The 24,198-nt window shown below is 73.5% G+C and carries 27 protein-coding genes and 2 pseudogenes; 18 read left to right on the forward strand and 11 right to left on the reverse strand.

The window, feature by feature from the left end; all coding sequences use genetic code 11:
* The 5 genes and pseudogenes from VIW71_RS22150 to VIW71_RS22170 form a co-directional block, all read right to left on the reverse strand.
* A pseudogene (locus tag VIW71_RS22150) lies at positions 1–188 on the reverse strand (urease accessory protein UreF); the annotation flags it as partial.
* Positions 189–211: 23 nt separating this feature from the next.
* Positions 212–1,933 carry an urease subunit alpha gene (locus VIW71_RS22155; protein ID WP_331624233.1) on the reverse strand — a complete coding sequence of 574 codons (1,722 nt, stop codon included), beginning with the start codon at positions 1,931–1,933 and terminating at the stop codon, positions 212–214.
* Positions 1,926–2,237: an urease subunit beta gene (locus VIW71_RS22160; RefSeq protein WP_331624234.1), complete on the reverse strand. Its 312-nt coding sequence runs from the start codon at positions 2,235–2,237 to the stop codon at positions 1,926–1,928. Before VIW71_RS22160 ends, VIW71_RS22155 begins: the two co-directional genes overlap by 8 nt.
* Positions 2,238–2,250: 13 nt before the next feature.
* Complete coding sequence (locus tag VIW71_RS22165) at positions 2,251–2,553, reverse strand: urease subunit gamma (protein ID WP_331624235.1); 303 nt, start codon at positions 2,551–2,553, stop codon at positions 2,251–2,253.
* A gap of 80 nt (positions 2,554–2,633) precedes the next feature.
* The gene (locus VIW71_RS22170; protein WP_331624236.1) at positions 2,634–2,912 is read right to left on the reverse strand and encodes a type II toxin-antitoxin system Phd/YefM family antitoxin; all 279 of its coding nucleotides are present in this window, start codon (positions 2,910–2,912) and stop codon (positions 2,634–2,636) included.
* Between the two features lie 57 nt (positions 2,913–2,969).
* On the opposite strand from VIW71_RS22170, the gene VIW71_RS22175 reads away from it, so the two are divergent.
* The 4 genes and pseudogenes from VIW71_RS22175 to VIW71_RS22190 all read left to right on the forward strand — a co-directional run.
* Entirely contained in the window at positions 2,970–3,605 is a 636-nt protein-coding gene (locus tag VIW71_RS22175; protein ID WP_331624237.1) for an ATP-dependent Clp protease proteolytic subunit, read from the forward strand.
* A 6-nt stretch (positions 3,606–3,611) separates the two neighbouring features.
* Positions 3,612–3,932: a hypothetical protein gene (locus tag VIW71_RS22180; RefSeq protein ID WP_331624238.1), complete on the forward strand. Its 321-nt coding sequence runs from the start codon at positions 3,612–3,614 to the stop codon at positions 3,930–3,932.
* A 638-nt stretch (positions 3,933–4,570) separates the two neighbouring features.
* Positions 4,571–5,059: a C40 family peptidase gene (locus tag VIW71_RS22185; RefSeq protein WP_331624240.1), complete on the forward strand. Its 489-nt coding sequence runs from the start codon at positions 4,571–4,573 to the stop codon at positions 5,057–5,059.
* 217 nt (positions 5,060–5,276) lie between these two features.
* Positions 5,277–5,604, forward strand: a pseudogene (locus tag VIW71_RS22190) (hypothetical protein); the annotation flags it as partial.
* On the opposite strand, the gene VIW71_RS22195 reads toward VIW71_RS22190, so the two are convergent.
* The gene (locus tag VIW71_RS22195; RefSeq protein WP_331624241.1) at positions 5,573–6,001 is read right to left on the reverse strand and encodes an ATP-binding protein; all 429 of its coding nucleotides are present in this window, start codon (positions 5,999–6,001) and stop codon (positions 5,573–5,575) included. The pseudogene VIW71_RS22190 and the gene VIW71_RS22195 overlap by 32 nt on opposite strands.
* Positions 6,002–6,275: 274 nt before the next feature.
* Here VIW71_RS22195 and VIW71_RS22200 point away from each other — a divergent pair, with 274 nt between their 5' ends.
* Positions 6,276–7,133, forward strand: a complete 858-nt coding sequence (locus VIW71_RS22200) for a helix-turn-helix domain-containing protein (protein WP_331624243.1) — start codon at positions 6,276–6,278, stop codon at positions 7,131–7,133.
* Positions 7,134–7,269: 136 nt separating this feature from the next.
* Positions 7,270–7,503 (forward strand): DUF397 domain-containing protein, encoded by a 234-nt coding sequence (locus tag VIW71_RS22205; protein ID WP_331624244.1) that lies wholly within the window; start codon positions 7,270–7,272, stop codon positions 7,501–7,503.
* 35 nt (positions 7,504–7,538) lie between these two features.
* Here the strand turns inward: VIW71_RS22205 and VIW71_RS22210 are convergent, their stop codons facing one another.
* A complete protein-coding gene (locus VIW71_RS22210) occupies positions 7,539–8,729 on the reverse strand; it encodes an 8-amino-7-oxononanoate synthase (protein ID WP_331624245.1) in 1,191 nt (396 codons plus the stop codon).
* Positions 8,730–8,900: 171 nt separating this feature from the next.
* On the opposite strand from VIW71_RS22210, the gene bioB reads away from it, so the two are divergent.
* From bioB to bioD, 3 genes are all read left to right on the forward strand, one after another.
* Positions 8,901–10,094 (forward strand): biotin synthase BioB, encoded by a 1,194-nt coding sequence (gene bioB / locus VIW71_RS22215; RefSeq protein ID WP_331624246.1) that lies wholly within the window; start codon positions 8,901–8,903, stop codon positions 10,092–10,094.
* 1 nt (position 10,095) lies between these two features.
* Positions 10,096–11,412: an adenosylmethionine--8-amino-7-oxononanoate transaminase gene (locus tag VIW71_RS22220; protein WP_331624247.1), complete on the forward strand. Its 1,317-nt coding sequence runs from the start codon at positions 10,096–10,098 to the stop codon at positions 11,410–11,412.
* 107 nt (positions 11,413–11,519) lie between these two features.
* A complete protein-coding gene (gene bioD / locus VIW71_RS22225) occupies positions 11,520–12,311 on the forward strand; it encodes a dethiobiotin synthase (RefSeq protein ID WP_331624248.1) in 792 nt (263 codons plus the stop codon).
* A gap of 9 nt (positions 12,312–12,320) precedes the next feature.
* On the opposite strand, the gene VIW71_RS22230 is transcribed toward bioD, so the two are convergent.
* Together VIW71_RS22230 and VIW71_RS22235 are read right to left on the reverse strand one after the other, a co-directional pair.
* A complete protein-coding gene (locus VIW71_RS22230) occupies positions 12,321–12,692 on the reverse strand; it encodes a fic family toxin-antitoxin system, toxin component (RefSeq protein ID WP_331624250.1) in 372 nt (123 codons plus the stop codon).
* Positions 12,689–12,979, reverse strand: a complete 291-nt coding sequence (locus VIW71_RS22235) for a hypothetical protein (protein ID WP_331624252.1) — start codon at positions 12,977–12,979, stop codon at positions 12,689–12,691. Before VIW71_RS22235 ends, VIW71_RS22230 begins: the two co-directional genes overlap by 4 nt.
* A gap of 100 nt (positions 12,980–13,079) precedes the next feature.
* Between VIW71_RS22235 and VIW71_RS22240 the strand changes: the two genes are divergently transcribed.
* The 7 genes from VIW71_RS22240 to VIW71_RS22270 all read left to right on the forward strand — a co-directional run bounded on the left by VIW71_RS22240 (position 13,080) and on the right by VIW71_RS22270 (position 20,160).
* Positions 13,080–13,526, forward strand: coding sequence for a GNAT family N-acetyltransferase (locus tag VIW71_RS22240; protein ID WP_331624253.1), 447 nt, complete (start codon positions 13,080–13,082; stop codon positions 13,524–13,526).
* A 141-nt stretch (positions 13,527–13,667) separates the two neighbouring features.
* Positions 13,668–15,056, forward strand: coding sequence for a hemolysin family protein (locus tag VIW71_RS22245; RefSeq protein WP_331624254.1), 1,389 nt, complete (start codon positions 13,668–13,670; stop codon positions 15,054–15,056).
* On the forward strand, positions 15,053–16,069 hold the full coding sequence (locus tag VIW71_RS22250; protein WP_331624255.1) for a hemolysin family protein: 1,017 nt from the start codon (positions 15,053–15,055) through the stop codon (positions 16,067–16,069). Before VIW71_RS22245 ends, VIW71_RS22250 begins: the two co-directional genes overlap by 4 nt.
* Positions 16,070–16,114: 45 nt before the next feature.
* Positions 16,115–16,888: an SGNH/GDSL hydrolase family protein gene (locus VIW71_RS22255; RefSeq protein WP_331624256.1), complete on the forward strand. Its 774-nt coding sequence runs from the start codon at positions 16,115–16,117 to the stop codon at positions 16,886–16,888.
* 11 nt (positions 16,889–16,899) lie between these two features.
* On the forward strand, positions 16,900–18,333 hold the full coding sequence (gene purB / locus VIW71_RS22260; RefSeq protein ID WP_331624258.1) for an adenylosuccinate lyase: 1,434 nt from the start codon (positions 16,900–16,902) through the stop codon (positions 18,331–18,333).
* Positions 18,330–18,878: a G/U mismatch-specific DNA glycosylase gene (mug, locus tag VIW71_RS22265; protein WP_331624265.1), complete on the forward strand. Its 549-nt coding sequence runs from the start codon at positions 18,330–18,332 to the stop codon at positions 18,876–18,878. The genes purB and mug overlap by 4 nt, the downstream gene beginning before the upstream one ends.
* A gap of 376 nt (positions 18,879–19,254) precedes the next feature.
* Complete coding sequence (locus VIW71_RS22270) at positions 19,255–20,160, forward strand: S1 family peptidase (RefSeq protein WP_331624259.1); 906 nt, start codon at positions 19,255–19,257, stop codon at positions 20,158–20,160.
* Between the two features lie 147 nt (positions 20,161–20,307).
* On the opposite strand, the gene VIW71_RS22275 is transcribed toward VIW71_RS22270, so the two are convergent.
* On the reverse strand, positions 20,308–20,796 hold the full coding sequence (locus VIW71_RS22275; RefSeq protein WP_331624260.1) for a hypothetical protein: 489 nt from the start codon (positions 20,794–20,796) through the stop codon (positions 20,308–20,310).
* A gap of 147 nt (positions 20,797–20,943) precedes the next feature.
* Here VIW71_RS22275 and VIW71_RS22280 point away from each other — a divergent pair, with 147 nt between their 5' ends.
* The gene (locus VIW71_RS22280; protein WP_331624261.1) at positions 20,944–22,101 is read left to right on the forward strand and encodes an ROK family transcriptional regulator; all 1,158 of its coding nucleotides are present in this window, start codon (positions 20,944–20,946) and stop codon (positions 22,099–22,101) included.
* A gap of 48 nt (positions 22,102–22,149) precedes the next feature.
* On the opposite strand, the gene VIW71_RS22285 is transcribed toward VIW71_RS22280, so the two are convergent.
* Positions 22,150–22,914: a GntR family transcriptional regulator gene (locus tag VIW71_RS22285; RefSeq protein WP_331624262.1), complete on the reverse strand. Its 765-nt coding sequence runs from the start codon at positions 22,912–22,914 to the stop codon at positions 22,150–22,152.
* Positions 22,915–23,174: 260 nt separating this feature from the next.
* Here VIW71_RS22285 and VIW71_RS22290 point away from each other — a divergent pair, with 260 nt between their 5' ends.
* Complete coding sequence (locus VIW71_RS22290) at positions 23,175–23,921, forward strand: SDR family oxidoreductase (RefSeq protein WP_331624264.1); 747 nt, start codon at positions 23,175–23,177, stop codon at positions 23,919–23,921.
* Positions 23,922–24,198 lie beyond the last annotated feature (277 nt).

The raw sequence follows: 24,198 nt of genomic DNA on the forward strand, positions 1-24,198 counted from the left end.
GCCAGTGCGGCGGCGACCAGTCCTGTGGTGTGCAGCCGCCCGCGGCAGAACCGCGCGAGCGTGGCCGCGTCCCGCACCCGGCCGTCCGCGACGGCCGCCTCCGCACCGCCCGAGTGCGCGTGTCCGCCGGCTGGGAAACGGCCGTCGGCCAGCAGCAGCAGGGCCGCCCGCGCGGAGTGCTCCGTCACCGTGATGTCTCCTCCTGCGACCCTCAGAAGAGGAAGTACCGCTGGGCCATGGGCAGTTCGGGAGCCGGCGCGGGCTCCACGACCTCCCCGTCGATCCGTACCGTGAACGTGTCCGGATCGACCTCCACCACCGGCAGCGCGTCGTTCTCCCGCATGTCCGACTTCCGGACGGCGCGGGTGTCACGGATCGCGGTGAACTCCTTGCCGAGGCCGAGCCGTTCCGGCAGCCCGTCCTCGATCGCCGCCTGCGTGACGAAGTTGACGGAGTTGAGCGCGGGCGCGGCGCCGACACCGCCGAACATCGGGCGGGGCAGCACCGGCTGCGGGGTCGGGATGGACGCGTTGGCGTCGCCCATCTGCGCGTACGCGATCTGGCCGCCCTTGATGACCAGTTGCGGCTTGACGCCGAAGAACGCCGGCTCCCACAGCACCAGATCGGCGAGCTTGCCGGCCTCGACGGAGCCGATCTCGTGGTCCAGACCCTGTGCGACGGCCGGGTTGATGGTGTACTTCGCCACGTAGCGCCGGGCCCGGTGGTTGTCCGCGGGGCCGTCCCCGGGCAGGGCGCCGCGCCGCCGCTTCATGACGTGTGCGGTCTGCCAGGTGCGCAGCGCGATCTCGCCGATCCGGCCCATCGCCTGGGAGTCGGAGCTGATGATGCTGATCGCGCCGAGGTCGTGCAGGACGTCCTCCGCGGCGATGGTGGAGGGGCGGATCCGGGACTCCGCGAAGGCCAGGTCCTCCGGCACCGCCGGGTTGAGGTGGTGGCAGACCATCAGCATGTCGAGGTGCTCCTCGACGGTGTTGACGGTGTGCGGCCGGGTCGGGTTGGTGGAGGACGGCAGCACGTGCGGCTGCGAGACCACGGTGATGATGTCGGGTGCGTGCCCGCCGCCGGCGCCCTCGGTGTGGTACGCGTGGATGCCGCGTCCGGCGATCGCGGCGAGGGTGTCCTCGACGAACCCGGCTTCGTTCAGCGTGTCGGTGTGTATGGCGAGTTGGGCCCCGCTCTCCTCGCACACGCTCAGACAGGCGTCGATCGCGGCGGGCGTGGCCCCCCAGTCCTCGTGGATCTTGAAGCCGACCGCTCCGGCGCGCAGCTGGTCGTGCATCGAGGCCCGGTTGACGGTGTTGCCCTTGCCGAGCAGGCCGACGTTGACGGGATACGCCTCCAGGCCGGCGAACATCCGCGCCAGGTGCCAGGACCCGGGCGTGATGGTGGTGGCCTTGGTGCCCTCGGCGGGTCCGGTGCCGCCGCCGATGAGGGTGGTGACGCCCGCCGAGAGCGCCTGGGGCAGCAGGGTCGGCGAGATGAAGTGGACGTGCGCGTCGATGGTGCCGGCGGTGAGGATCTTGCCGTTTCCCGCGATGACCTCGGTCTCCGGGCCGATGACGAGATCGGGGTGGACGCCGTCCATGGTCTCGGGGTTGCCGGCTTTGCCCAGTGCGGTGATCCGGCCGTCCCTGATGCCGATGTCCGCCTTGACGATGCCCCAGTGGTCGAGGACGACCGCCCCGGTGATCACGGTGTCGGGCGCGCCCTCGGCGCGGGTGGCCCGGCCCTGCCCCATGGACTCGCGGATGACCTTGCCGCCGCCGAACACCGCCTCGTCGCCGGCGAGCCCGGGCCCGCCGGCGAGGTCGCGTTCGACCTCGACGAGGAGATCGGTGTCGGCGAGCCGGATACGGTCGCCGGTCGTCGGGCCGTACAGGTCCGCGTATACAGACCGGGTCAGTTCACGCATCGAGCGCTCCCCCCGTCTCCCCGCGCAGTCCGGCGACGATCCGCTGCCCGCCGATGGGGACCAGCTCGACCTCGGCCGGGATGCCGGGCTCGAAGCGGACCGCGGTGCCCGCGGCGATGTTCAGGCGCAGGCCGTGCGCGGCGGTGCGGTCGAACCGCAGACCGGGGTTGGCCTCGGCGAAGTGGTAGTGGGAACCGACCTGCACGGGGCGGTCGGCGGCGTTGAGCACGGTGAGCCGGGTGACCGGGCGGCCGGCGTTCAGCGGCACGGGCGTGTCGGCGTAGAGGATCTCTCCGGGGATCATGGCGGTCCGCACCTCAGACGATCGGCTGGTGGACGGTGACGAGCTTGGTGCCGTCCGGGAAGGTGGCCTCGACCTGCACGTCGTGGATCATCTCGGGGATGCCGTCCATGACGTCGGCGCGGGTCAGGACGGTGCGTCCGGACGCCATGAGCTCCGCGACGGTCCTGCCGTCCCGGGCGCCCTCCAGGATGTGCGCGGTGATCAGGGCGATCGCCTCGGGATGGTTGAGCCGCAGCCCACGGGCGCGCCGCCGCTCCGCCACATCGGCGGCGACATGGATGAGCAGGCGTTCCTGCTCATGGGGGGTCAACTGCACAGCCACACCTCACAGGGGTCAAGACCCGCGAGATTAGTTCGGTGTGGTTTCGGACGCGTTAACCGCTGTTACGAGCGCGGTCACCCGGCCTCGGGGCCGCGGCGCTCGGCGGCGATGCCGAACCGGCGCCGTTCGCCCGTGGCGGACGCACCGGAGCCGACGGCCGAGACCGTACTGATCACCTGCTCCTCGGTCCGCGCGTCGAGATCGCGGAGTCTTTGCAGGTCAGTGGCGGACACCAGGCCGACGAGCGGCTTGCCGTGGCGGGTCAGGACCACCTGCTCACCGCCGTAGACCACGCGGTTGATGAGGTCGGCGAGCTGGGCACGCGCTTGTGTCACCGGGACGTCGTAGGTCATGCTCCCCATCCTACTGAGATGTACGTCCTGTACATTTTTACCCAGGAGGTGCACGCCATGTTCCGACCGACGGCTCGCCATGTGCTGCCCGAGTTCACCGAGCGAGGCAGCAGCGGGGTGCGCACCATGGACCCGTACTCCAAGCTGCTCCAGGAGCGGATCGTCTTCCTGGGCACACCCATCGACGACACGTCGGCGAACGACGTGATGGCCCAGCTCATCCAGCTGGAGAGCGCCGCCCCCGAGCGGGACATCCAGCTCTACATCAACTCCCCCGGCGGCTCCTTCCCGGCGATGACCGCCGTCTACGACACCATGCAGTTCGTCACCTGCGACGTGGTGACGGTCTGCATCGGGCAGGCGGCCTCCGCCGCGGCCGTGCTGCTGGCCGCCGGCACCCCCGGCAAGCGCTTGGTCACCCCGGGTGCCCGCGTCCTCATCCACCAGCCGTCGCTGAGCGAGGCGGTGCGGGGCGACGCCTCCGACCTGGAGATCCAGGCCGGCGAGCTGCTGCGCACCCGCGAGCAACTGGAGACACTGCTGACCCGGCACACCGGCCAGGACGCGGACCGGGTCCGTGGCGACATCGAGCGGGACAAGGTCTTCGACGCCGAGTCCGCCGTCGCCTACGGCCTGGCGGACCGGCTGACCGGCAGCCGCAAGGCAGGCATCCCGCCCTCCGGCCCGCGGTGATCCGGGGTGGTACCCGAACTGCCGCCGCTGCCCGCCCTGACCCGCTCCGAGGGTGAGCTGATCGACTGCTACCTGGAGGTCGTGGACCTGCTCGGCCGGATCAACCCGTCCCGCGGCACGGACACGTACGCGGCACTGCGGGCCGCGCAGGCGCTGGTGAGCCGGGCGAGCGCACTCAAGGACGCACTCACCGTGATGCACCTGCGCGGCGAGACCGAGCTGCACCACGGCACCCTCGGCCGCGCGCTGCGGGTACTGGACGGGGAGCGGCGGTCACGGCAGGTGACGGTGGCGCCGGACCCGGCACCGGAGCCGCCGGAGGCGTGAGGGGCGGGCAGGCGGCCGGCGCGGTCCGCCCGCCGCGGCCCCGGCTCCCGCCCGGCCCGGCGGCCCGGCCGAGGTCCGGCCGGCTCCCGCCCCGTCCCCCGCGGCCCTGCCGCCGTCCGGCCGTCACCGTCCGTCCCCGCGACACGCCGGACACGGCGTGTCACCGCTCAGTCCGATGGCGCATCCCGCGACTCCCGCCGTCTCCGCGCCTAGTTGCGCGTGGCGGCTTGACTGCGTCCGGGGCACTCCTGACAACGCAGGTCAGCGCGCACCCGGCGGACGGCGTCCGGATACCGGCGGGCGGGAGTTCACCCGCGTGGGCGGAGAGTGACGAGTCTCACATCCAGCGTTTCTGTAATGGCACGACCACGCTGCGTGCGCAACGATCCGTGGTGACGACAAGCCCCCGCCACCGGGGCGGGGCGGTCCGCGCGGAACGCCCAATCCTGCCGCCGTGCGGATGCCGGGTCGACACACGAGTGCATCCGGCAGGAGCGGAGGACCCACGCACGACGGGGGCCCGGCCCGGAACACCTCCGGGCCGCCCCTTGGGGTGAAGCCGCAGCGCGCGGCCGGGCATCTTCGCCTGCCCGAACCCGACAGGTCACCCTTCGCAGGCTGACGACGAAGGGTCGCCCATGACCGCGTTCCACCGTCTCTCCGCGCGGGCCGTGCCCGCACGGCTGTCCCGGATCGGGGCGGCGTCCGTCCTCACCGCGGCTGCCGTCGCCACGCCGTCGCTGCTGCCGGGTACCGCCCAGCGGGCCGACGCCTCGACGCTCGGCCTCCAGGCCCTGTCCGTCGCCGCGTCCAAGCAGGGATCGCCCTACGAGTGGGGTGCCACGGGCCCCTACCGCTTCGACTGCTCGGGCCTGACGCTGTACTCCTTCAAGCGCGCGGGCAAGAAGCTGCCGCGCACCGCCGCCGACCAGTACAACAGCACCAGCCATCTCTCGGCCGCCTCACGCAAGGCCGGTGACCTGGTCTTCTTCCACTCCGGCTCATCCGTCTACCACGTCGGCATCTACGCCGGCAGCGGCCGTATCTGGCACGCCCCGAAGACCGGCGCCCTGGTCCGGCTGGAGAAGATCTGGACCGGCAGCGTCTGGTACGGCCGGGTCACCTGAGCGGCGGTACGAGGCCGGCTCGTGCCGCCGGTGGGCGGCGCCGGTCCGCCGGGGCTCCCGGGGCTCTACGGCCGACGCGGTCACGCGGGGTCGTACGGGCCCCCGGCGCGCCCGCTCCTCGCGCGCCCGCCGCACCGCCCTCCCCGACAGCGCCGTCCCCGCCGCAGCGCGCTCGCCACCCGCCTGGGCCCGCCGGCCTACGGGGGCGTCGTATGCGCTGCGGGCCTGGACCCTGCCCGGCGGCACCGCGCTGATCGGGCGGGGCGTCGCGGGCCGCTGGGAGACCGCGGTGGACGTGGACCCCCGGCGCGCGCGGCACGGGCCCGGGGCGCCGTCTCGCCCGCGCCGCCCGGCACCTGGTGCCGGGCGGCGAACCGCTGTGGGCCCAGATCGCCCCGGGCAACGCCGCGAGCGTACGGGCCCTGTTCGCGGCCGGCTTCGTCCCGGTCGGCGCCGAGGCCCTGCTCGTACGGTCGCACGCACACCGACCCGGACGCCCCGAAACGGCCGGCGTCACCGTACCGGGACCGCCCAGGGAATCGTGATCGACACCGTCTTGCCGCCGTCCTCGGCCGGTCTGACCTGGAGCCTGCCGCCGGATTCGGCGGTGAGATGCCGGATGATCATTATCCCGCGGCCGTTGTCCTGCTGGACGGCGGCGGGCAGCCGCTGCGGCCAGCGCGGATGGCTGTCGGTGACGCCGATGTAGAGCTCCTCCGAACGTTCCAGCCGCACGTCGACGGTGAAGGTGGGCGACTGGCCCGAGGTGTGCAGCACGGCGTTGGTGGCCAGCTCGGAGACGATGAGCCGGACGGAGTCCACCGCGGGGGCCTCCGGCGGCAGACCCCACTCGCCGAGCAGCGCGCACACGTAACGACGGGCCGTCGTCACCGACGCGGGCTCACTGGGCAGGGTGACGGTTGCTTCCTGAAGATCTGCCATGGCGACGCTGTTCCCTTTCCCGCCGTGACCGGGCTCCGGCGCGGCACGCGGCCCAGAGGCGGGGCCCGTCGTGTGGTTCGGCCCCGGCCCCGGATACGGCTGGTTCGCGCCAGACTGCCACTCATCGTGCCGCCACTACGGACGATCCACAGCGCAATGCATATATCTGTCGCTCGAATCAGTGAACTCTGCTACGTGAGAACGCATTTGGTCGGCAGACTGTCGTATCGGACGCGTAAGGCCGAGCCGTATACCCCAGGAGGCACGAGACAGCATGGAACGAGTCCCCGCCGTACGCCGGCGCAGGCTCGGTGAGGAGTTGCGCCGGCTGCGCGATCAGGCCGGACTCACCAGTGGGGAAGCGGCCGGTCTGGCCGGCTGGCACCAGTCGAAAATCAGCCGGATCGAGACCGGGCGCAGCAGCGTCCGCGCCGAGGACGTGGCGCTGCTGCTCGATGTGTACGCGGTACGCGACCGGGACCTGCGGGACCTGCTCGCCACGCTGGCCGGGAACGGCGTCCAGCGCGGCTGGTGGCACGACTTCCGCGATGTGCTGCCGGTGGAGTACCGCGACTTCATCAGCCTGGAGACGGGCGCGATCCGGGCCCGTTCGATGGAGAACACGGTGGTACCCGGACTGCTCCAGACCCGCGCCTACGCCGAGGCGCTGACCAGGGACGTCATGCCGCGACTCGGCCGTCGCGAGGTGGATTCGCTGGTGAGCGTGCGGATCGCCCGGCAGGCGGTGCTGCGCCAGGACCCGCCGCTGGAACTGTGGGCGGTGCTCGACGAGGCGGTGCTGCGGCGCGAGGTCGGCGGGCCGGAGGTGATGGCCGGTCAGCTGCGGCACCTGGAGGAGGCGGGGCGGCTCCCGCACGTCCGGTTGCAGGTGCTGCCCTTCTCGGCCGGCGGGCACATGGGAGTCACCGGTTCGTTCGTAATCTTCTCCTTTCCGAGCACTTCCGATCTGGACGTGGTTGTTATCGACCATTTGACGAGTAGTCTTTATGTCGATCGGAAAGAGGACACCGAAGCGTACGGGGCCGCGTTCGCCCGATTGCGTGACCGCGCCCTGCCCCGCGAGGAGTCGGCGGCGCTGATCGCCGGGATTCGCGCGGAGATGTCGCATTAGTCGACAGTACGTGTGCCGAACCGACCGGAGCTGACGGGAACACCAACCGGAACCGACCGGAAATGTCTAACGAAAACGCGCTGCCCAGTTGCTCGTTGTAGTTCCACAGACCGAACTGCCGAACAAGGGAGGCACCATGACATCGCTGTCCCGGTACGTTTCCTCCAGCGCGACGCTTTCCGGTGTGACGTGGCGCCGCAGCAGCCACAGCACGGCCGCGAACAACTGCGTGGAGACCGCTCTGCTCGGGTCAGGACAGCTCGCCGTCCGCGATTCCAAGGACCGGCTCGGCCCGGCGCTGCTGTTCCGGCCCGACGCCTGGACCGAGTTCGTCCGGGCACTGTCCGACGGGGGCCTGGGGGCTGTCTGAGCTTCCGGCCGCGGGGTGACCGCCCGGCCGGGCCGTCACCCGCGGGGCGCGGTGCGGGCGATGACCTCCACCGCGTCCCGGACCTGGGCGTCCGTCAGGTCGCAGCGGGCGGTGAGCCGCAGCCGGGAGATCCTGTCGGGCACGGACGGCGGCCGGAAGCAGCCCACGGCCAGACCCGCGTCCCGGCAGCGCGCCGCCCAGGCGACGGCTGCCTCGGGCGAGGGCGCGCGTACCGACACCACGCAGGCGTCGGGCGCGGTCGCGTCCAGGCCGGCCGCGGTCAGCAGCCGGTGGAAGTCGCGCGCCACCGTGCGCGCCCGTTCGGCCCGCCCGGGCTCGCGGCGCAGCAGCCGCAGCGCACCGAGCGCGGCCCCGGCCGCGGCGGGGGCGAGCCCGGTGTCGAAGATGAAGGTACGGGCCGCGTTGACCAGGTGCTCGATCACGGCGGCCGGCCCCAGCACCACCCCGCCCTGGGCGCCCAGCGACTTCGACAGCGTGGCCGTGCACACCACGTCGGGCGCCCCCGCCAGCCCGGCGGCGTGCAGGGAACCCCGTCCGCCCTCTCCGAGCACCCCGAACCCGTGGGCGTCGTCCACCAGCAGAGCGGCGCCGTACTCCCGGCAGGCCGCGGCCAGCGCGGGCAGCGGCGCCGCGTCGCCGTCCACCGAGAAGACCGAGTCGCTGACCACCACGGCCCGCCCCTCGTGCCCGTCCAGCGCCTTGCGTACGGCGTCCGGGTCCGCGTGCCGTACCACCTCGGTGGTGGCCCGGGACAGCCGGCAGCCGTCGATCAGGGAGGCGTGGTTGGCGGCGTCGGAGACCAGCACGGTGCCGGGCCCGGTGAGCGCGGTGACCGCGGCGAGGTTGGCGGCGTACCCGGAGGCGAGCACGAGGGCCGCCTCGAAGCCGGTGAAGTCGGCGAGCTCGGCTTCGAGTTCGGCGTGCAGCGCGGTGCTGCCGGTGACCAGCCGGGAACCGGTGGACCCGGCGCCCCAGCGCAGGCAGGCGTCCGCCCCGGCCCCGGTGACCTCGGGGTGCCGGCTCAGGCCCAGGTAGTCGTTGCCGGCGAGGTCGAGCAGATCCCAGTCGGCGGGCCTGGGGCGCAGTTCCCTGCGCAGCCCGGCCGCGCGGCGGACCGCGGCCTGTTCGGCGATCCATCCGAACGGGTCGTCCGGGCCGGAGAGGCCGGCGGGGCCGGACGGCTCGGTGTGCTGCGTGCTGGTCACGTCGGTCCCTGGGTCGTCGGACGGCTGAGGACGCGCGCTGCCGGGCGCGCCAGCAGCAACGTACCGACCCTTACACCCGCACAGGGTGTGGTGATGCACACACCCGCCGCCACCGGAGTTGGTGCGGTCCGCCATTGGCCGGAACACCCCTCGTACGCAAGGATCGCCCTCATGGATCTGCTGACCACTCTGGTGGACAAGGGGCTGCGACGCGAGCTGCCCACCCGGGACGAAGCGCTGGCCGTCCTGGCGACCTCCGATGACGACCTGCTCGACGTGGTGGCCGCGGCGGGCCGGGTGCGCCGCCAGTGGTTCGGGCGCCGGGTGAAACTGAACTATCTGGTGAACCTCAAGTCCGGACTGTGCCCGGAGGACTGCTCGTACTGTTCGCAGCGGCTCGGCTCGAAGGCGGACATCCTCAAGTACACCTGGCTGAAGCCGGAGGAGGCCGCCGCCGCGGCGAGCGCGGGCGTGGCGGGCGGCGCCAAACGGGTCTGTCTGGTGGCGAGCGGGCGCGGCCCGACCGACCGGGACGTGGACCGGGTCTCGAAGACGATCGCGGCGATCAAGGGCGAGAACGAGGGCGTCGAGGTGTGCGCCTGCCTCGGGCTGCTCTCCGGCGGGCAGGCCGAGCGGCTGCGGGCGGCCGGCGCGGACGCGTACAACCACAACCTCAACACCTCCGAGGGGACGTACGGGGACATCACCACGACGCACACGTACGCCGACCGGGTGGACACGGTGCACAAGGCGCAGGCGGCCGGGCTGTCGGCGTGCTCAGGGCTGATCGCGGGCATGGGCGAGACCGACGCCGACCTGGTGGACGTGGTTTTCGGCCTGCGTCAACTCGACCCGGACTCCGTGCCGGTGAACTTCCTGATCCCGTTCGAGGGAACGCCGCTGGCGAAGGAGTGGAACCTCACTCCGCAGCGCTGCCTGCGGATTCTCGCGATGGTGCGGTTCGTCTGCCCGGACGTGGAAGTACGGCTCGCGGGCGGCCGCGAGGTGCACCTGCGGACGATGCAGCCGCTCGCCCTGCAGCTGGTCAACTCGATCTTCCTGGGCGACTATCTGACCAGCGAGGGGCAGGCCGGGCAGGCCGACCTCGACATGATCGCCGACGCGGGCTTCGAGGTGGAGGGCGCGGACACGGCGACGATGCCGGCCCACCGGTCGGCCGCGAAGGGGTGCGGCGGGCACGACGACGGCGCGTGCGGGCCGTGCGGGGACTCCTGCGGCGAGACCGTCGTCGCCACGACCACCACGACCACCACGGTCGCGGCCGCGACCGCGACCGCCGTCCGCACGGACCTGGTCAGCGTACGGCGGCGCGGCGCGGGCACGGCTCTGCCGCCCAATGCCTGACATGTACGGGCCGCAGTCCGCGGCGCTCGCCCACGACGTGCTGCTGGGACTGGACCGGCAGCACGTCTGGCACCCGTACGGCCCGATGCCCGGCCGCCAGGACCCGCTGGTCGTGGCGTCGGCGTCGGGGGTGCGGCTGCGGCTGGCCGCGCCCGCCGAGGGCCGCACGGAGCTGGTGGACGGCATGTCCTCGTGGTGGTCCGCGATCCACGGCTACCGGCACCCCGTGCTGGACGAGGCGGCGCGGAACCAGTTGGACCGGATGAGCCATGTGATGTTCGGCGGGCTCACCCACGAGCCCGCCGTGCGGCTGGCCGCCCGGCTGGTCGAGATCACGCCTGAGCCGCTGCGGCATGTCTTCCTGGCCGACTCCGGTTCGGTGTCGGTCGAGGTTGCCGTCAAGATGTGCCTGCAGTTCTGGCGTTCGCTCGGCCGGCCCGGCAAACGCCGGCTGCTGACCTGGCGGGGCGGCTACCACGGCGACACCTGGCAGCCGATGTCGGTCTGCGACCCCGACGGCGGCATGCACGAGCTGTGGTCGGGTGTGCTGCCCCGGCAGGTCTTCGCGGACGCCCCGCCGCGGGGGTTCGACGCTCCCCCGGACCCGGCGTACACCGCCCACCTGCGGGACCTGATCGCCCGTCACGCGGACGAGCTGGCCGCGGTGGTCGTGGAGCCGGTGGTGCAGGGCGCGGGCGGCATGACCTTCCACTCCCCCGGCTATCTGCGGGTGCTGCGGGAGGCGTGCGACGAGCACGACGTGCTGCTCGTCTTCGACGAGATCGCCACCGGGTTCGGGCGCACCGGGCGGCTGTTCGCCGCGGACCACGCCGCGGTGTCCCCCGATGTGATGTGTCTGGGCAAGGCGCTGACCGGCGGTTACCTCACCATGGCCGCGACGCTGTGCACCTCGCGGGTGGCCGAGGGCATCTCCCGCGGCGAGGTTCCGGTCCTCGCCCACGGCCCCACCTTCATGGGCAACCCGCTGGCCGCCGCGGTCGCCGGCGCCTCCGTCGACCTGCTGCTGGACCAGGACTGGGCGCTGGAGGTCAAACGCATCGAGTCCGGCCTGCGCGAAGGCCTCGCCGAGGCCGCGTCCCGGCCCGGCGTGCGCGAGGTGCGGGTGCTCGGCGCGATCGGCGTGGTGCAGCTCGACCACCCGGTGGACCTGGCGGCGGCCACCCGCGCGGCGGTGCGGGCGGGGGTGTGGCTGCGGCCGTTCCGTGACCTCGTCTACACGATGCCGCCGTACGTGACGGGCGACGACGACGTGGCCCGTATCTGTACGGCGGTGGTCGCGGCTGCCGCGGCAGGATGAGGCGCGCCACGTTCGGTGACGGATGACGTGCCCCCGAGGGGGTGGCGAGGGGGCTTGGCGCGCGGAGCGCGGACGCGGACACGTACGACGAGGAAGGGTGCGGCAGCATGGCGATCGTGGTCATCACCGGGACGGGTACCGAGGTCGGGAAGACGGTGGCGACGGCCGCCGTGGCGGCGGCCTCGCTCGCGCAGGGGCTGAGCGTGGCGGTGCTCAAGCCCGCGCAGACCGGTGTGGGCGAGGGGGAGCCGGGGGACGCGGCGGAGGTCGCGCGGCTCGCGGGTCCGGTGACCGCCGTCGAACTGGCGCGCTACCCCGAGCCGTTGGCGCCCGCGACCGCGGCGCGGCGGGCGGGCCTGCCGCCGGTCGGCCCGCAGGACGTCGCGGAGGCCGCGGCCAAGCTGGCCGCCGTGCACGACGTGGTGCTGATCGAGGGGTCCGGCGGTCTGCTGGTCCGGTACGACGAGCAGGGCTCGACCCTGGCGGACGCGGCGGCGCTGCTGCGGGCCCGGGTGCTGCTGGTCGCCCCGGCCGGCCTCGGCACGCTCAACACGACCGCGCTCACCACGCAGGCGCTCGCCGCCCGCAAGCTGAACTGCCTCGGTCTGATCATCGGCAGCTGGCGCCCCGACCCGGACCTGGCCGAACGCTGCAACATCGCCGACCTCCAGCGGGTCGCCGGCGCGCCCCTGCTCGGCGCCCTCCCCCAGCGTGCCGGCGCCCTGTCCCCCGCGGCCTTCCGCACCGCCGCGCCCGACTGGCTCGCCCCCCAGCTCGGCGGCAGGTGGGACGTGGCGGGCTTCGCGGCGGCGTACGCGCCGGCGCCGTATGCCGCCGCGACCGTACCGGCGCCCGCGCCCGCCGATGTGCCCGCGCCCGCGGACGGCCTCAGCCGATAGCGGCCACCCTCATACCGTCCAGAGCCTGAGCTCGTCCGCGATCCGGTCCACGCTCACCGTGCCGTCCTTGACCAGGCGGGCGAGGTCACGGACCTGTTCGGGGGTGGTGCTGACCTTGAGGCCGCCGGCCACCAGGTAGGCGTAGGCGACGGCGGTCGCGAAGAGGGCGTTGGAGCGTTCCAGGGCGGGGACGTGGAGGAGGAGCTGGAGGAGGGCGGCGGCGCGGGTGTGCGCGTCGGGGTAGACCGGGTGGCCGAAGATCTCGGCGCGGTGTCTGCTGACGGCGGCGACCAGGGCGCCCCAGTCGGTGACCTGGGGGTCGCCCGGGGTGTTCCGCTCGGCGACCATCAGCAGCCAGGCGAGGTCGATCCGGAGGGTCAACGGGCGCCTTCGGGCCGGGCGTCCCCGGGCCGCGCGCCGGCCGCGGGCGCGGCGGGCTCGTCCCGTGCGCCGGCCGGCCGGCCGCCGAACTCCTCCGCGAAGACCTCCTCGTACCGCTTCATGAAGTCGGCGGCGGCCTGGACGAACGCCCGGCCGTTCTCCCCCTCGTCCTGCCGGACGAGCTCCTCGATGTAGCGGTTCACGCTGATGCCGCGCTGCGAGGCGCGTTCCCGCGCCGTCTCGGCAGTGGCTTCGTCCACCCGCACGTTCAACTGGGTCTTCGCCATACGGCAACGCTAGCGCCAACGCGCTAGTAGCGGCAAGGGCGGTATCCCGGATCGCGGAATCACCGGAGCCCGGACAGCGGCAGCTGATGGGATGACCGGTATGAACGATCTCCGGATACGTCCCGCCGCGCCCGCCGACGCCCGGTCCGTCCTCGCCTTCTGGCAGCTGGCCGCGGAGGGCACCAGCATCAGCGACGACGAGGCGGGCGTCGCCCGCCTGATCGCCCGCGACCCCGACGCGCTGCTGCTGGCCGAGCGCGGCGGCGTACTGCTCGGCTCGGTGATCGCCGGCTTCGACGGCTGGCGCTGCCACCTGTACCGGCTCGCGGTGCACCCGGACGCCCGCCGCCAGGGCGTCGCGCGGGCGTTGCTGGCCGCGGCGGAGGCGCGCTTCACCGCGCTGGGCGGCCGGCGCGGGGACGCGATGGTGCTGGAGCGCAACGAGCGCGCCCACCGGACGTGGCGGGCCGCCGGCTACGCGCCCGAGCCGCAGTGGCGCCGGTGGACCAAACCGCTGACCGGCGGGCCGCTCGCCACCGGGCCCTGATCGCCGGGCCCGCGTCCGCCCGGTGTGCGTCCGCCTGGTCTGCGGGGGTGATCCCCGTCCGACGCGCGAAGCCCGCACCATGGGTTTACCGGTGCGTGCGGTGCGCCCGGTCGTGGCCGATCATGGGAGCGAGGTGTCCCGATGACCGAAGCGCTGCTGCTCCTACTGGCCCTGCTGCTCACCCTCGCCTGCGGTGTGTTCGTCGCGGCGGAGTTCTCGCTGACCACCGTCGAACGGGCGGAGCTGGAGCGGGCGGCCCGGGAGAACGAGCGCGGAGCAGCCGCGGCGCTCGCGGCCGTACGGACACTGACCGTACAGCTCTCCGGCGCGCAGCTCGGCATCACCGCGACCGGGCTGATCATCGGCATGCTGGCCCAGGGCTCACTGGCGAAGCTGCTGCGCGGACCGCTGCGGGCCGTCGGCGTCGGGGAGTCCGGGGCGTCCTCGCTCGCCCTCGTGCTCGCCACCGCCGTGTCCACGGTGGCGTTGATGGTGATCGGCGAGCTGGTGCCGAAGAACTGGGCGATTGCCCGGCCGCTGCCGGTGGCGAAGGCGGTCGCGGCGCCGCAGCGCACGTTCACCACCGCTTTCGGGCCGCTCATCCGCCACCTGAACAACACCGCCAACCGGGTGCTGCGGCGCCTCGGCCTGGAACCGGCCGAGGAACTGGCCTCGGCGCGCGGCCCGCAGGAGCTGATGGCGCTGGCCCGCCACTCCGCGAAGGAGGGCGCCCTGGAGGCGGACAGCGCGGAACTCTTCGTCCGCACCCTCGGCCTGGCCGACCTCACCGCGGAGAACGTCATGACCCCCCGCGTGCAGGTCACCGCGCTGGATGCGCAGGCCACCGCCGAGGACGTGGCCAACGCCACCCGCGCCACCGGCCTGTCCCGCTTCCCCGTCTACCGCGACAGCCTGGACGCCGTGATCGGCACCGTCCACATCAAGGACGTCCTCGCCGTCCCGGCCCGCCGCCGGCCCGCCCTGTCCGTGACCGGGCTGCTGCGCGAGCCGCTGCTGGTCCCGGAGTCGCTGCCCGTGGACCGGCTGCTGGACCGGCTCGTCGGCCGCCAGTCGATGGCGGTGGTGATCGACGAGTACGGCGGCACGGCCGGCGTCGCGACGCTGGAGGACATCGTCGAGGAGGTGGTCGGCGAGGTGCGCGACGAGTACGACCCGCACGAGCCGCCGGACCTGCTCTTCCTGCGCGAGGAAGCCGACGGCCGCCGGATCTACGACGCCGACGGCGCCACGCGCACCGACGACCGGCTCGAACGGATCGGGCTGCGCGTGCCCGGGGGACCGTACGAGACGCTGGCCGGTCTGATCGCCCACCGCCTGGGACGCATCCCCCGGCGCGGGGACGTCGTGCGGCTGGACGGCTGGCGGATCGAGGTCACCCGGGCGCCGGGGCACCGGGCGGCCACGGCGCGACTGGTCTCGCCGCCGGGCGTGTCGCGGCGCGGCGGCCCGCACGAGGGTCCGCGACCGGACCTGTCCGAGGGTCCGCACCAGGAGGGTCAGGGCCGGTGACCGTCGTCCAGTTGCTGATCGGCGCCCTCTCCCTGGTGGTGAACGCGTTCTTCGTCGGCGCCGAGTTCGCGATGATCACCGTGCGCCGCGACCAGATCGAGCCGCTGGCCCAGGCGGGCGACCGCCGGGCGCACGGCGTGCTGTGGGGCCTGGAGCACCTCTCGCCGCTGCTGGCCGCGGCCCAGCTCGGCATCACGGCCAGCACCCTGGTGCTCGGCATCGTCGCGGAACCGGCCATCGCGCACCTGCTGGAGCCGGTCTTCCACGCCACGCACGTACCGCACAGCGCCGTCCACCCGGTCGCGTTCGTGATCGCGCTGGCCGGGGCGACGTATCTGCACATGCTCTTCGGCGAGATGGTGCCGAAGAACATCGCGCTCGCCGACCCGGTGCGCTCCGCGCTGCTGCTCGGCCCGCCGCTGGTGGCCATGGCCCGCGCGGTGCGGCCGGTGATCTTCGGGGTGAACGCGCTGGCGAACGCGGCGCTGCGGCTGCTGCGGGTCGAGCCGAGGTCGGAGGTGGCCGCGGTGTTCTCGGACGACGAGCTGTCGCGGATGGTGCTGGACGCGGGCGCCGCGGGACTGCTGGACGAGCGGGCGGCGGCGCGGCTGCGGGACGCCCTGGCGCTCGGCAGGCGGCCGGTCGTCGAGGTGGTGCCGCCGCCCGAGCACGTGGTGGGCGCCCCGCTCGGCATCACCCCGGAGGGGCTGGAGTCGCTGTGCGCGGCCTCCGGTTTCTCGCGCTTCCCGGTCGCCGACCCCGACGGCCGGGTGCTGGGCTATCTGCACGTCAAGGACGCGCTGGAGGCCGAATCGCGGGACACGCCCTTCGCCCGCTCGGCGCTGCGCCGCATCACCCGGGTCGGCGCGGCGACCCCGCTCGACGACGTGCTCACCGCGATGCGTGCGGGTGGCGCCCACCTCGCGGCCGTCGTGGACGACCAGGGCCGCGTGGTGGGCCTGGTGACCATGGAGGACGTGCTGCGGGAACTGGTCGGGCGGCCGCACCCGTAGGGCCGGTCGCCCGCAGTCCATGCGCTCGCATAGGATCTGCGCGCCATGCGGACTCCCGTCACGTACACCAGTTTCGTCGCGGTCGGCGACTCCTTCACCGAGGGCATGTCCGACCTGCTGCCCGACGGCACCTACCGGGGCTGGGCGGACCGCCTCGCGGACCGCCTCGCCTTACGCGAACCGGGCTTCCGGTATGCCAACCTGGCCGTGCGCGGCAAGCTGATCCGGCAGATCGCCGAGGACCAGGTGGACCTCGCCGCCGCGATGGGCGCGGACCTGGTCACCCTGGTCGGCGGGCTCAACGACGTGCTGCGGCCGACGTGCGACGTGGACGCCGTGTGCGGGCTGCTGGAGAGCTCCGTGCAGCGGCTGGCCCCCACCTGCAGGCAGCTCGTGCTGATGCGCAGCCCGGCCCGGCGCGGTCCGGTGGCGACGCGGTTCCTGCCGCGGATGGAGCAGCTGTTCGGCTTCGTCGACGCGCTGGCCCGCCGGCACGACGCGCTGGTCGTGGACCTGTACGGCGCCCGGGTGCTCGGCGACCCGCGGATGTGGGCGGACGACCGGCTGCATCTGACCGCCGAGGGGCACGAGCGGGTGACCGAGGCGGTGTGGCAGGCGCTGGGGCTGCCCGCCGCGTCGGACTGGACGGCCGACCTGCCGCCCGCGGTGCGCGCCGGCTGGGCGGCCAGGCGCTCGGCCGATCTGCGGTTCACCCGGGAACACCTGCTGCCGTGGATCGGCCGCCGCCTCACCGGACGTTCCTCCGGTGACGGCCGCCCGCCCAAGCACCCGGAGCTGCTGCCCCCCGGCGACCAGTAGAATCTCCCCACGTGACTGCCAAGCCGCGTATCCCGAACGTCCTCGCCGGCCGCTACGCCTCCGCCGAGCTCGCCACTGTCTGGTCCCCCGAGCAGAAGGTGGTGCTGGAGCGCCGGCTGTGGCTGGCCGTGCTGCGGGCGCAGCACGATCTCGGCGTCGAGGTCCCCGACCAGGCCGTCGCGGACTACGAGCGGGTGCTCGACCAGGTCGATCTCGCCGCGATCGCCGAGCGCGAGAAGGTCACCCGGCACGACGTGAAGGCCCGGATCGAGGAGTTCAACGCGCTCGCCGGGCACGAGCAGGTCCACAAGGGGATGACCTCGCGGGACCTCACGGAGAACGTGGAGCAGCTCCAGATCCGGCTCTCCCTGGAACACGTCAGGGACCGTACGGTGGCGGTGCTCGCCCGGCTCGGGCAGCTCGCCGGTGAGTACGCCGAACTGGTCGTGGCGGGCCGCTCGCACAACGTGGCCGCGCAGGCCACCACGCTGGGCAAGCGGTTCGCGACCACCGCGGACGAGCTGCTGGTGGCGTTCGAGCGGGTCGAGGAGCTGATCGCCCGGTATCCGCTGCGCGGCATCAAGGGCCCGGTCGGCACCGCGCAGGACATGCTCGACCTGCTCGGCGGCGACAGCGCCCGGCTCGCCGAACTCGAACGCCGGATCGCCGACCACCTGGGTTTCTCGCGGGCGTTCACCTCGGTCGGCCAGGTCTACCCGCGCTCGCTGGACTACGACGCGGTGACCGCGCTGGTCCAGCTCGCCGCCGCGCCCTCGTCGCTGGCGAAGACCATCCGGCTGATGGCCGGGCACGAACTGGTCACCGAGGGCTTCAAGCCCGGCCAGGTCGGCTCGTCCGCGATGCCGCACAAGATGAACACCCGCTCCTGTGAGCGGGTCAACGGCCTGATGGTGATCCTGCGCGGCTACGCGTCGATGACCGGCGAACTGGCCGGCGACCAGTGGAACGAGGGCGACGTGTCCTGCTCGGTGGTGCGCCGGGTCGCGCTGCCGGACGCGTTCTTCGCCTTCGACGGACTGCTGGAGACCTTCTTGACCGTGCTGGACGAGTTCGGCGCGTTCCCCGCTGTGGTCGCCCGCGAGCTCGACCGCTACCTGCCCTTCCTGGCCACCACCAAGGTGCTGATGGGCGCGGTACGGGCCGGGGTGGGCCGGGAGGTCGCGCACGAGGCGATCAAGGAGAACGCGGTGGCCTCCGCGCTGGCCATGCGTGAACAGGGCACCGAGCGGAACGAGTTGCTGGACCGGCTCGCCGCGGACGAACGGATTCCGCTGGGTCGTACGGCACTGGACGCCCTGATGGCCGACCGGCTCTCCTTCACCGGCGCGGCGGCCGGGCAGGTCGCCGAGGTGGTGCGCCGGATCGAGGACGTCACCAAGGCGTACCCGCTGGCCGCGGCCTACCGTCCGGGGGCGATCCTCTGACACCCGAGCAGCTGGCGGCGGCGCGCGACCGCACGGTGGAGGACGTCATCGGGGGCGGGCTGCGCGTGCTGTTCTGCGGCATCAACCCCGGGCTCATGTCGGCGTACACCGGGCACCACTTCGCCCGTCCGGGCAATCGGTTCTGGCCCGCGCTGCACGCGTCCGGCTTCACCGCGCGTCGGATGGCACCGGCCGAGCAGCGCGAGGTGCTGGCCCTGGGCCTGGGGATCACCAATCTCGCGGGGCGGGCGACGGCGCGGGCCGACGAGCTGACCGCGGATGAACTCGTCGCGGGCGGGCGCCTGCTGACCGCCAAGGTCGGGCAGCACCGGCCGGCCTGGCTCGCCGTGCTGGGCGTGACCGCGTACCGGGTGGCGTTCGGCGACAGGCACGCCCAGGTGGGCCCGCAGGAGCGGACCATCGGCGGCACACGGATCTGGGTGCTGCCGAGCCCGAGCGGACTGAACGCGCACTGGTCGCCGGCCACGCTGGCCGAGGAGTTCGGACGGCTGCGGGCCGCCGCCTTCACGCCCCGGTCCGTGTGACACGCAGCGGCTTCACGACACGCTGCTTCATGACACGCACCGGCTTCATGACACGCAAGGGCTTCCTCCCGCCGGCCCCCTGACGCGTACGGCCCGCGCCCCGCCGTCCGCCTGATCGCGCCCACGGTTCACTCGGGCTTCCTACTCACTCGCTCCGCGGACGGCCTCGTCCCTCGGCCGGCCACTGCGCGAGCTCGTGCGTCAGCCCTCGACCCCCGGTCCCCCACCGGGGTTCCACAGGGGCGGCCTTGTGCACCGGACGGAGAGTGGCCGATACTCGCCCTGCGGTGGCAGGTACACGCCAGTGTCAGGCGAGTGCCCGTACCGCCTCACGGGCTCGCGTCCCCGCGTGCCCTCCACGTCCAGGAGGAGATCAGTGAGGACCCCGCGTACCGCCACCCGATCCGGCCACCGCACGGCCAGGCGCACCCGGCTGCTCGCCGTCGCCGCAGGACTGGGCCTGGCCGCCGCCACCGCGCTCACCCTGCCCAGTGCCCAGGCCGCGTCACCCGCGGCGACCGCCAAGCCGTACAGCGCCGCCCAACTCGCCCAGGTGAACGCGGCAGTGGCGCGCACCGATGTCCCGGGCATCGCCTGGTACACCGATCAGGCCAGTGGGCGCGTCGTGGTCACCGCCGACTCCACCGTCGGCCCCGCCGCCATCGGCAAGCTCCGCTCGGCCGCGGGCGACCGCCCGGACGCCATCACCGTCGCCCGCACCTCCGGCGTCTTCACCCCGCTGCTGTCGGCCGGCGCCGCCATCTACGGCGGGCAGTACCGCTGTTCGCTCGGCTTCAACGTCGTCAGCGGCAGCACCTACTACTTCCTCACCGCCGGGCACTGCGGCAAGTCCGCCAAGACCTGGTACACCGACGCCGCCCACACGACGCTGATCGGCCCGACCACCGGTTACAGCTTCCCGGGCAACGACTACGCGCTGGTCCGCTACGACAACACCGCGCTGAGCCACCCCGGCGGCTACTCCGCGGCCAACGCCTTCGTCGGCGAGAACGTCAAGCGCACCGGCTCCACCACCGGCACGCACAGCGGGACCGTCACCGCCCTCAACGTCACCGTCCGCTACAGCGGCGGCGGCACGGTCGGCGGCCTGATCCAGACCACTGTCTGCGCCGAGCCGGGGGACTCCGGCGGCCCGCTCTACGACGGCACGAAGGCCATCGGCCTGACCTCCGGCGGCAGTGGTAACTGCACGACCGGCGGCACCACCTTCTTCCAGCCGGTCACGGAGGCGCTGAGCGCGTACGGCGTCAGCATCTACTGATCGCCCGCCGGATACCCCGGCCTGACCGGCCCTCATCCGCCGATCGGCACGGGCGGGCCCCGGTGGCGGACCGCCGCCGGGGCCCGCCCGCCTGTGCGGGGCGCTGCGGGGGCGTTCTGATCACCGGCAGCGGGCCGAAGGCGGCGATCACGTCGGCCGGTTCGCGGCGGCCCCGCTCCTGCGGTCCGCCCCCTCACCCGGTATGCGCTCACGCTCCCCTATGGCCAGGACGAGTTCGTACGGTGATTCCGCGTCCCCCCGACCGACGCCGACCGCGATCCAGCGGTCGGCGACCCGCCATCCGTAGACCTCGGCCGTCAGGCCGCAGAGCCGGTCCAGCGGCGGCGGGACGTCACCACTCTCCACCAGTCGTGACAGGTACGGAGCCAGGTCCAGCGGCTCCGGGTCGCCCCAGCGACGGGCGAGCAGTTCGACCAGGGCCTGGCAGGCGGCGCCGAAGTCGTCCTCGATCTCGGCGCGCCGGGCGGGGTCGATGTCGCCGAGGTCCTCGCTGACCGCCAGGTCCGCCAGGTGGAAGCCGGGACCGCTCGCGACGGCACCGCCGCGGACCCGCTGCGCCGGAAAGCCCAGGAGGCGCAGCCGGTCCACCTCGGCGAGCTGAGCGGCGAGATCCATGGGTCCAGTAAAGCTCGCCCCGCCGACAATTGGCGGCACGTCAGGAAACCGACGGCCGCCCCCCGGACGCCGACCGGACGCTCTCGCCGCGCGGTCCCGCGCCGGGTACGATCCGCCACACACAGGCACAGTCTGGGAGGGCACACCTTGGGGCGCCTCACCGGCGGGGACCCGTCCCTGCTCCGGCGGATCAATTCCGCGGTCGTCCTCCACGCGCTGCGCGGGGCGCAGACCCCGACCCTGACCGAACTGGTGCACAGCACCGGACTGTCCCGGCCCACCGTCGAGGGCGTCGTCGAGGGACTGACCGGCTCCGGCCTGGTCGTCGAGGTCGCCTCCGACCCGGGCGACGCCCGCAGGCAGGGCCGCCCGGCCCGCCGGTTCCGCTTCCGCGCCGAGGCCGGCCACCTGCTGGGCATCGAGATCGGCGCGCACCGGATACGGGTCGTGCTCTCCGACCTCAGCGGGCAGGTGCTGGGCTCGCACGGCCGCGAGGTGCCCGAGGCCGCGTCCGCCGAGGACCGCCTCGACCGGCTCAGGGGGGCGGTCGCCGATCTGCTGCGCAAGGCCGGCGTGGCGCGCAGCACCCTGTGGGCGGTCGGGGTGGGCAGCCCCGGCATCGTGGCGGCGGGCGGTGAGGTGCGGCTCAGCACCGCGCTGCCGGGCTGGACCGGGCTGCCGCTGGGCGAGCGGTTGCGGCGCTCCTTCCGATGTCCGGTGCTGGTGGAGAACGACGCGAACGTGGCCGCGGTCGGCGAGCACTGGAAGGGAGCCGCGGTCGGCACCGACGACGTGGTGTTCGTCCTGGCCGGGCTGAGTCCGGGTGCCGGTTCGCTGATCGGTGGACGGCTGCACCGCGGTTTCGGCGGCGCGGCGGGCGAGATCGGCGCGCTGCACCTGCTCGGCCGCGAGGTCACCCCGGAACACCTGCTGTCCACCACGGGTACGCCGCTGCATCCACTGGACGAACCGGCCGTGGCCCGTGTCTTCGCCCTCGCCAAACAGGGCGACGTGCAGGCCAAGGACGCCGTGGAGCGCTTCCTGCGGCGGCTCGTGCACGACGTGGCCGCGCTGGTGCTGGCGATCGACCCCGAGCTGGTGGTGATCGGCGGCTGGGCGGCAGGCCTGGACGGCGTGCTCGATCCGCTGCGGTCCGAACTGGCCCGGTACTGCCTGCGTCCGCCGAGCGTCGTGCTGTCCGCGCTGGGGCAGGAGGCCATCTCCACGGGCGCGCTGCGACTGGCCCTCTGCCACGTCGAGGAGCGGTTGTTCGCGGTGGCGCGGGCGTCACCGGCCAGCCGCTGAGAGGCCGGCGTCCGGGCGGGGTGCCCCCGGAGTGCGGGGCGTGCCGGGTCAGGAGGCAGCGCGGGGGCTGTCCGGCTGGTGGTGGGTGACCTCAAGGTCGCCGGAGTCGCCGAAGGTGAGCCGGCAGGTGTCGGCGCGGTACGTGGCCACGGACGCGGCGGCGACCCGGCCGCCGGAGTGGTAGCGGGTGGTGACGACCAGCACCGGGGCGCCCGGGAGGCGGTCGAGCTGCTTGGCGTCCTCGGCGCGGGCCGAGCCCAGCTCGACGGCCCGGTCGTCGCCGTCGAGCCCCAGGGTGCGCAGCTCGCGCAGGACGGCCGACGCGTGCTCGGACGGGGTGAGCGTGCCGGACAGGCCGGGCACCGACGCCGGGGGCACGTAGAGGAGTTCGGTGGCGACGGACTGGCCGCGCATCTCGCGCTCGCGCCGGACGGTGTGCACGGCCTCGTCGGGCGCGGTGCCGAGCAGCGCGGCGACCTGCGCGGGAGGGACCGCCTCCACGCAGCCGACGGCGGTCCAGGCGTCGCGGTCCGCGCCGGGCCACTCGCCGGCCGAGGGCCCGACCGAGACGCCCATGCGGGGCGGTGCCACGGTGGTGCCGACGCCGCGCCGCCGCTGGAGACGGCCTTCCAGTTCGAGCTGTTCGAGCGCCTGCCGGAGCGTGGCCCGCGCGACACCGAAGCGGGCGGCGAGGTCCCGCTCGTTGGGAAGGATCTCGCCGACCTCGAACTCCGAGTCGAGGGCGTCGTTCAGCACGGTCTTGAGGTGCCAGTACTTCGGCTCCTGCACCGATTCGAACTGCGTGGTCCCCACCGTGTCCTCGCAATCAGCCGGTCGACTCGGCGGCCTTGCCGAACCATGTTTCGGAACCTCTGTTTATTAAAGGTTCCTGCACTACTGGGACGATAGAGGCGGGGCGCGAACTTGGTCAAGACCAATCCGCGGGCCCGCCGGCCCCCCGGAACGGGATGCGTGAGCCGTTCCCGTACGGTTGGCCAGGGGCTGCGCCGGCGTTCGGGAGCGCCGCGGGGGCACGGGCGCGTAGCGGTTCAGGCAGCAGGAAGGACGGTCCGTTGGGTCCGGTCACCGTGGTCACGGGCGGAAGCCGTGGCATCGGCGCGGCGGTCGCGGTGCGGCTCGCCGGGGCCGGCCACCGCATCGGCATCGGCTACGAGCGGGCCGAGGGCGCGGCCGAGGAGGTGGCCCGCCAGGTCCGCGCACTGGGCGCCGCGTGCCTGGTCCACCGGGTGGACACCACCGACGAGGCGGGCGTCGACGCGTTCTTCGGCGCGGTACGGGCCGGGCTGGGGCCGGTCACCGGCCTGGTCAACAACGCGGGCATCACCGGGCCGCTCGGCCGCTTCACCGACACCCCCGTCGACGTGATGCGCCGCGTGGTGGAGGTGAACGTGATGGGCGTGCTGATCTGCGCGCGCCGGGCCGTACAGGAGATGTCCACCCGGTACGGCGGCACCGGCGGCGCGATCGTCAACATCTCCTCGGGCGGCGCCACGCACGGCAGCCCCGGCGAGTACGTGCACTACGCGGCGAGCAAGGCCGCGGTCGACACCCTCACGCTGGGCCTGGCCAAGGAGTTGGCGGCCGACGGGGTGCGGGTCAACTCGGTGCAGCCGGGCATGATCGTCACCGACATCCACGCCGCGATGGGCGATCCGGACCGGCCGTGGCGCGACCCCGGCCGCGTCCCGATGGGGCGGCCGGGCCGGCCCGAGGAGGTCGCGGGCGCGGTGGCGTGGCTGCTCTCGGACGAGGCGTCGTACACCACGGGCGCGGTGCTGCGGGTGACCGGCGGACTCTGAGGCCGCGGCCCGCCCGGGAGCCGGGCGGCACAATCCGGTGTCCGGTCCCCGCGTCCGGGCTGTCCCGGCGCGGGCCGGGACCGGCCCTGCGGCGTACACCCCCGGGCACTCCCGGTGACGCGAGTATTGACCTGAGCATGGCTGAAACATGACGGTGATACGGGGTTACGCCACAGAAACCCGCACCGGCGCGCGTGCGGGCACGATCGGTGTGTCCGATCGCGCTACACGTTTTGTTGAATTCCTAGGAGCAGCATGTCAGGACCCGCCGTGGGGG

Source organism: Streptomyces sp. (genome assembly GCF_036524955.1).
Lineage (GTDB): Bacteria > Actinomycetota > Actinomycetes > Streptomycetales > Streptomycetaceae > Actinacidiphila.

What these genes read in the sequence shown, in the direction of transcription:
- VIW71_RS22155 (WP_331624233.1), bottom strand. Translation starts at nt 1,933, where the DNA reads ATGCGTGAACTGACCCGGTCTGTATACGCGGACCTGTACGGCCCGACG.
- VIW71_RS22160 (WP_331624234.1), bottom strand. Translation starts at nt 2,237, where the DNA reads ATGATCCCCGGAGAGATCCTCTACGCCGACACGCCCGTGCCGCTGAAC.
- VIW71_RS22170 (WP_331624236.1), bottom strand. Translation starts at nt 2,912, where the DNA reads ATGACCTACGACGTCCCGGTGACACAAGCGCGTGCCCAGCTCGCCGAC.
- VIW71_RS22175 (WP_331624237.1), top strand. Translation starts at nt 2,970, where the DNA reads ATGTTCCGACCGACGGCTCGCCATGTGCTGCCCGAGTTCACCGAGCGA.
- VIW71_RS22185 (WP_331624240.1), top strand. Translation starts at nt 4,571, where the DNA reads ATGACCGCGTTCCACCGTCTCTCCGCGCGGGCCGTGCCCGCACGGCTG.
- VIW71_RS22195 (WP_331624241.1), bottom strand. Translation starts at nt 6,001, where the DNA reads ATGGCAGATCTTCAGGAAGCAACCGTCACCCTGCCCAGTGAGCCCGCG.
- VIW71_RS22200 (WP_331624243.1), top strand. Translation starts at nt 6,276, where the DNA reads ATGGAACGAGTCCCCGCCGTACGCCGGCGCAGGCTCGGTGAGGAGTTG.
- VIW71_RS22205 (WP_331624244.1), top strand. Translation starts at nt 7,270, where the DNA reads ATGACATCGCTGTCCCGGTACGTTTCCTCCAGCGCGACGCTTTCCGGT.
- bioB (WP_331624246.1), top strand. Translation starts at nt 8,901, where the DNA reads ATGGATCTGCTGACCACTCTGGTGGACAAGGGGCTGCGACGCGAGCTG.
- VIW71_RS22220 (WP_331624247.1), top strand. Translation starts at nt 10,096, where the DNA reads ATGTACGGGCCGCAGTCCGCGGCGCTCGCCCACGACGTGCTGCTGGGA.
- bioD (WP_331624248.1), top strand. Translation starts at nt 11,520, where the DNA reads ATGGCGATCGTGGTCATCACCGGGACGGGTACCGAGGTCGGGAAGACG.
- VIW71_RS22235 (WP_331624252.1), bottom strand. Translation starts at nt 12,979, where the DNA reads ATGGCGAAGACCCAGTTGAACGTGCGGGTGGACGAAGCCACTGCCGAG.
- VIW71_RS22240 (WP_331624253.1), top strand. Translation starts at nt 13,080, where the DNA reads ATGAACGATCTCCGGATACGTCCCGCCGCGCCCGCCGACGCCCGGTCC.
- VIW71_RS22245 (WP_331624254.1), top strand. Translation starts at nt 13,668, where the DNA reads ATGACCGAAGCGCTGCTGCTCCTACTGGCCCTGCTGCTCACCCTCGCC.
- VIW71_RS22255 (WP_331624256.1), top strand. Translation starts at nt 16,115, where the DNA reads ATGCGGACTCCCGTCACGTACACCAGTTTCGTCGCGGTCGGCGACTCC.
- VIW71_RS22275 (WP_331624260.1), bottom strand. Translation starts at nt 20,796, where the DNA reads ATGGATCTCGCCGCTCAGCTCGCCGAGGTGGACCGGCTGCGCCTCCTG.